The sequence below is a fragment of the Paraburkholderia madseniana genome (assembly GCF_009690905.1).
GTDB lineage: Bacteria > Pseudomonadota > Gammaproteobacteria > Burkholderiales > Burkholderiaceae > Paraburkholderia > Paraburkholderia madseniana.
In genome coordinates, this window is sequence record NZ_VOSW01000210.1 from 1 (window position 1) to 4,864 (window position 4,864).

Consider the following 4,864-nt stretch of genomic DNA (forward strand, 5'->3'; position numbering starts at 1 on the left):
CACTACGACTCATAATTGCTTTGGTGACCGTCCACTCTCCGCCTTCCTCCCGAGCTTCGGCCCCCACTCGCAGCGTCCCCGACGGATGTCCAAACCGCACCGCATCGCGCGCCCCACCACCTGCAGCAAGATTCACCAGCGTCCCTGAAATCGCTGCTGCCGTACCAATCGCAACAGCTGCCGTCCCCATCATCGCGTGATGCAGTTTGCCCATCGACATCGCCCGCACCAGCAGATCGACGTCACTCGCGGCAACACGCTTGCCACTCGAAGCAACGTAGTCAGCAGGCTTCGCCACAAACGCAACCTTCGGCGTATGCTGCCGCGTCGCGATCTCATCGATGTTCTTGATCAGGCCCATACGCACCGCACCATGCGCGCGAATGGTCTCGAACATTACGAGCGCCTTCTCGTCGCTATTGATAGCGTCCTGTAGTTCGGTACCCTTATAACCGATCGCTTCCGCATCCACGAATATGGTCGGGATACCGGCATTGATCATCGTCGCCTTCAGCGTGCCGACACCCGGCACCTCGAGGTCATCGACCAGATTCCCCGTCGGGAACATCGCGCCGCCCGCGCCCTCCTCTTCGGCAGCCGGGTCCATGAACTCAAGCTGAACTTCAGCCGCCGGAAACGTCACGCCATCGAGTTCAAAGTCGCCGGTTTCCTGCACAGCGCCATCGGTAATAGGCACATTCCCGATGATCGTCTTGCCGATATTCGCCTGCCAGATGCGCACAACAGCCACACCGTTCTGCGGAATCCGGCTCGCATCGACAAGACCCGCGCTAATCGCAAACGGCCCCACCGCAGCAGAAAGATTGCCGCAATTGCCGCTCCAATCGACAAACGCCTTGTCGATGGAAACCTGCCCGAACAGATAGTCCACGTCATGATCCGGCTTGCTGCTCTTCGCGATGATGACCGTCTTGCTCGTGCTGGAAGTCGCGCCGCCGATGCCATCGATCTGCTTGCCATACGGGTCCGGGCTGCCGATCACTCGCATCAAGAGCGCATCGCGCGCGGCGCCCGGCACCTGGGCGGCCTCCGGCAAATCCTGCAGCCGAAAGAACACACCCTTGCTAGTGCCGCCGCGCATGTACGTCGCAGGAATCTTGATCTGAGGTTTGTGAGCCATGAAAGTAGTGTCCTGATGAGAGAAGCTCAAAAGCCTTAAGCCGCAGCCTTCGTCGATTCAAGAAAGTCCTGCGCGAAGCGTTGCAACACGCCGCCGGCTTCGTAAATCGACACCTCTTCCGCCGTATCCAGGCGGCACGTCACCGGCACCTCTACGCGCTCACCGTTCTTGCGATGAATCACGAGCGTGAGGTCGGCGCGCGGTTTGCGTTCGCCGATCACGTCGAAGGTTTCGGTGCCGTCGATTGCGAGCGTAAGACGATTCACGCCAGGCTTGAATTCCAGCGGCAACACGCCCATGCCCACCAGATTCGTGCGGTGAATCCGCTCGAACCCTTCCGCAACAATCGCTTCCGCGCCAGCAAGACGCACACCCTTCGCTGCCCAGTCGCGCGACGAACCCTGGCCGTAGTCAGCACCGGCAATCACGATCAGCGGCTGCTTGCGCTCCATGTAGGTTTCGATTGCTTCCCACATGCGCGTCACCTTGCCCTCAGGCTCGATGCGCGCCAACGAACCCGCCTTCACCTTGCCGTCTTCCAGCACCATCTCGTTCTTCAGCGTCGGATTCGCGAAGGTGGCGCGCTGCGCGGTCAGGTGATCGCCACGGTGCGTTGCGTACGAATTGAAGTCCTCTTCCGGCAAGCCCATCTTGGCGAGGTACTCGCCCGACGCACTGTCCGCCAGAATCGCGTTCGACGGCGACAGGTGGTCGGTCGTGATGTTGTCGCCCAGCACAGCCAGCGGACGCATGCCCGTAAGCGTGCGCTCACCGGCAAGCGCGCCTTCCCAATACGGCGGACGGCGGATATACGTGCTCATCGGACGCCAGTCGTACAGCGGATCAGCCTTCTCACCCGTATCGACGGAGACCGCGAACATCGGCTCATACACTTTGCGGAACTGCTCCGGCTTCACGCTCGAAGCGACGATCGCGTCGATCTCTTCATCCGACGGCCAGATGTCCTTCAGCTTGATCTCGTTGCCGTCAGCGTCGACGCCCAGCACATCCTTCTCGATGTCGAAGCGGATCGTCCCGGCAATCGCGTAAGCCACCACCAGCGGCGGCGAAGCGAGGAAGGCCTGCTTCGCGTACGGATGAATACGGCCGTCGAAGTTACGGTTGCCGGACAGCACGGCCGTCGCATACAGATCGCGATCGACGATTTCCTTCTGGATCACCGGATCCAACGCACCCGACATGCCGTTGCACGACGTGCACGCATACGCGACCACGCCGAAGCCCAGTTGCTCCAGTTCCGGCAACAGGCCCGCCTCTTCCAGATACAGCGTGACCGCCTTCGATCCCGGCGCAAGCGACGTCTTCGCCCACGGCTTGCGGGTCAATCCACGTTGATTGGCGTTGCGCGCCAGCAAACCGGCGGCGATCATGTTGCGCGGATTGTTGGTGTTCGTGCAGCTCGTGATCGCAGCGATGATCACCGCGCCGTCTGGCATGAGACCCGGCTCGTTCTCTACCTTGCCGCTGATCCCACGCGCGGCCAGTTCGGAAACCGGCAAACGGCGATGCGGGTTTGACGGACCCGCCAGCGTGCGCACCACGGTAGACAGATCGAACGTCAGCACGCGTTCATACTCGGCGTGCTTCAGCGTATCGCCCCACAGGCCGGTTTCCTTCGCGTAGGTCTCGACCAGCTTGACGAGTTCGTCGTCGCGGCCGGTGAGCTTGAGGTACTTGATGGTCTGCTCGTCGATGTAGAACATCGCCGCTGTCGCGCCGAATTCGGGCGCCATGTTGGCGATGGTCGCGCGATCGCCGAGCGTCAGGTTGGCCGTGCCTGCACCGTAGAACTCGAGGTACGCGCCGACCACTTTCTCTTTGCGCAGAAATTCGGTCAGCGAGAGCACGACGTCAGTCGCCGTGATGCCCTCAGCCGGCTTGCCCGTGAGTTCCACACCGACGATATCCGGCAGCCGCATATAAGACGCGCGGCCCAGCATCACGCTTTCCGCTTCAAGACCGCCCACGCCGATTGCGATCACACCTAGCGCATCCACCATCGGCGTATGCGAGTCGGTGCCGACCAGCGTATCGGGGAAGGCCACGCCGTCTTTCACCTGCACCACCGGGCTCATGCGCTCGAGGTTGATCTGGTGCAGGATGCCGTTGCCAGGCGGAATCACGTCGACGTTCTTGAACGCGCGCTTGGTCCAGTTGATGAAGTCGAAGCGGTCTTCATTACGGCGATCTTCAATGGCGCGGTTCTTCGCGAACGCATCCGGATCGAAACCACCGCACTCGACGGCGAGCGAGTGATCCACTACGAGCTGCGTCGGCACGACCGGGTTGACCATCGCGGGATCGCCGCCTTGTAATGCAATCGCATCGCGCAGACCAGCGAGGTCGACCAGCGCGGTCTGGCCGAGAATGTCATGACACACCACGCGCGCCGGGAACCACGGAAAATCCAGCTCGCGCTTGCGTTCGATAATCTGCTTGAGCGAAGCCGTCAGCGTCACCGGATCGCAGCGGCGCACGAGGTTTTCGGCCAGCACGCGCGAGGTGTACGGCAGCTTGTCATAGGCGCCGGGCTGGATTGCATCGACGGCGGCACGCGTGTCGAAGAAGTCCAGTTGGGTGCCGGGAAGGCGTTTGCGGTTGGCAGTATTCATGGCGTAGGGGACAAAACAATAATGATCCGGGGACGATGGCGGCAGCCGTGCTTCACAATCCGCTGCCCCTCTTTCAGACGGCGCAACGCTCGCGTATCAATCGGACAGTCTGTGTAGTTTAGCTCGCGGTGGCGCGCCGGCTTGCTGCGTGTTTCGTTGATGCGCCGCACAACGTACCGCACGCCGCCCCGCAAAAAAACAGCCTTGGCTCGGGGGTTCCAGCGAGCCAAGGCCAAACTTCATTACGCCGCTCTCGTGAGACGCAATGGAGGAGAAACGCTTGCGGTTTTGCGCTTACAGGCTTAGACGCGTTTGGCCAGCGGCACGAAGGGCAGATCGTCGGGACCGGTGTAATTTGCGCTTGGACGAATGATCTTGTTATCGATCCGCTGCTCGATGATGTGCGCGCTCCAGCCTGCGGTGCGGGAGATCACGAACAGCGGCGTGAACATCGCCGTGGGCACGCCCATCATGTGATACGAGACCGCGCTGAACCAGTCGAGATTCGGGAACATCTTCTTCACATCTGCCATCACTGTTTCAAGTCGCTCGGCGATATTGAACAGCTTCAGGTTGCCCGCTTCCTTCGAGAGCTTCTTCGCGACTTCCTTGATGACCTTGTTGCGGGGGTCGGAAATCGTGTACACCGGGTGACCGAAGCCGATCACCACTTCCTTGTTTTCGACGCGCTTGCGGATATCGGCTTCGGCCTCATCCGGCGTCTGATAGCGCGACTGGATCTCGAACGCGGCTTCGTTCGCGCCGCCGTGTTTCGGGCCGCGCAGCGCACCGATTGCGCCGGTAATCGCCGAGTAGATGTCCGAACCCGTACCGGCGATCACACGGCCGGTGAACGTCGACGCGTTGAATTCATGCTCGGCGTACAGGTTCAGCGACACATGCATCGCATCGACCCATGCCTTCGACGGTTCCACACCGTGCAGCAGGTGCAGGAAGTGACCGCCGATCGAATCGTCATCGGTTTCGACTTCGATGCGCTTGCCGTTGTGCGAGTAGTGGTACCAGTACAGCAGCATCGAACCGAGCGATGCCATCAGCTTGTCGGCGATGTCGCGTGCGCCCGGCAGGT

General features: G+C 61.2%; 3 protein-coding genes. All 3 read right to left on the minus strand.

The window, feature by feature from the left end; translation table 11 throughout:
- A partial coding sequence (prpF, locus tag FSO04_RS44910) for a 2-methylaconitate cis-trans isomerase PrpF (protein ID WP_154567815.1) occupies window positions 1-1,141 on the minus strand: 1,141 nt, incomplete at its 3' end.
- Window positions 1,142-1,176: 35 nt separating this feature from the next.
- Window positions 1,177-3,774, minus strand: a complete 2,598-nt coding sequence (gene acnD, locus FSO04_RS44915) for a Fe/S-dependent 2-methylisocitrate dehydratase AcnD (RefSeq protein ID WP_154567817.1) — start codon at window positions 3,772-3,774, stop codon at window positions 1,177-1,179.
- A 302-nt stretch (window positions 3,775-4,076) separates the two neighbouring features.
- The coding region (locus tag FSO04_RS44920) for a citrate/2-methylcitrate synthase (RefSeq protein ID WP_154567819.1) at window positions 4,077-4,864 on the minus strand (788 nt) is incomplete at its 5' end.

Coding starts and splice junctions, on each gene's coding strand:
- acnD (WP_154567817.1), bottom strand. CDS start 3,774: ATGAATACTGCCAACCGCAAACGCCTTCCCGGCACCCAACTGGACTTC.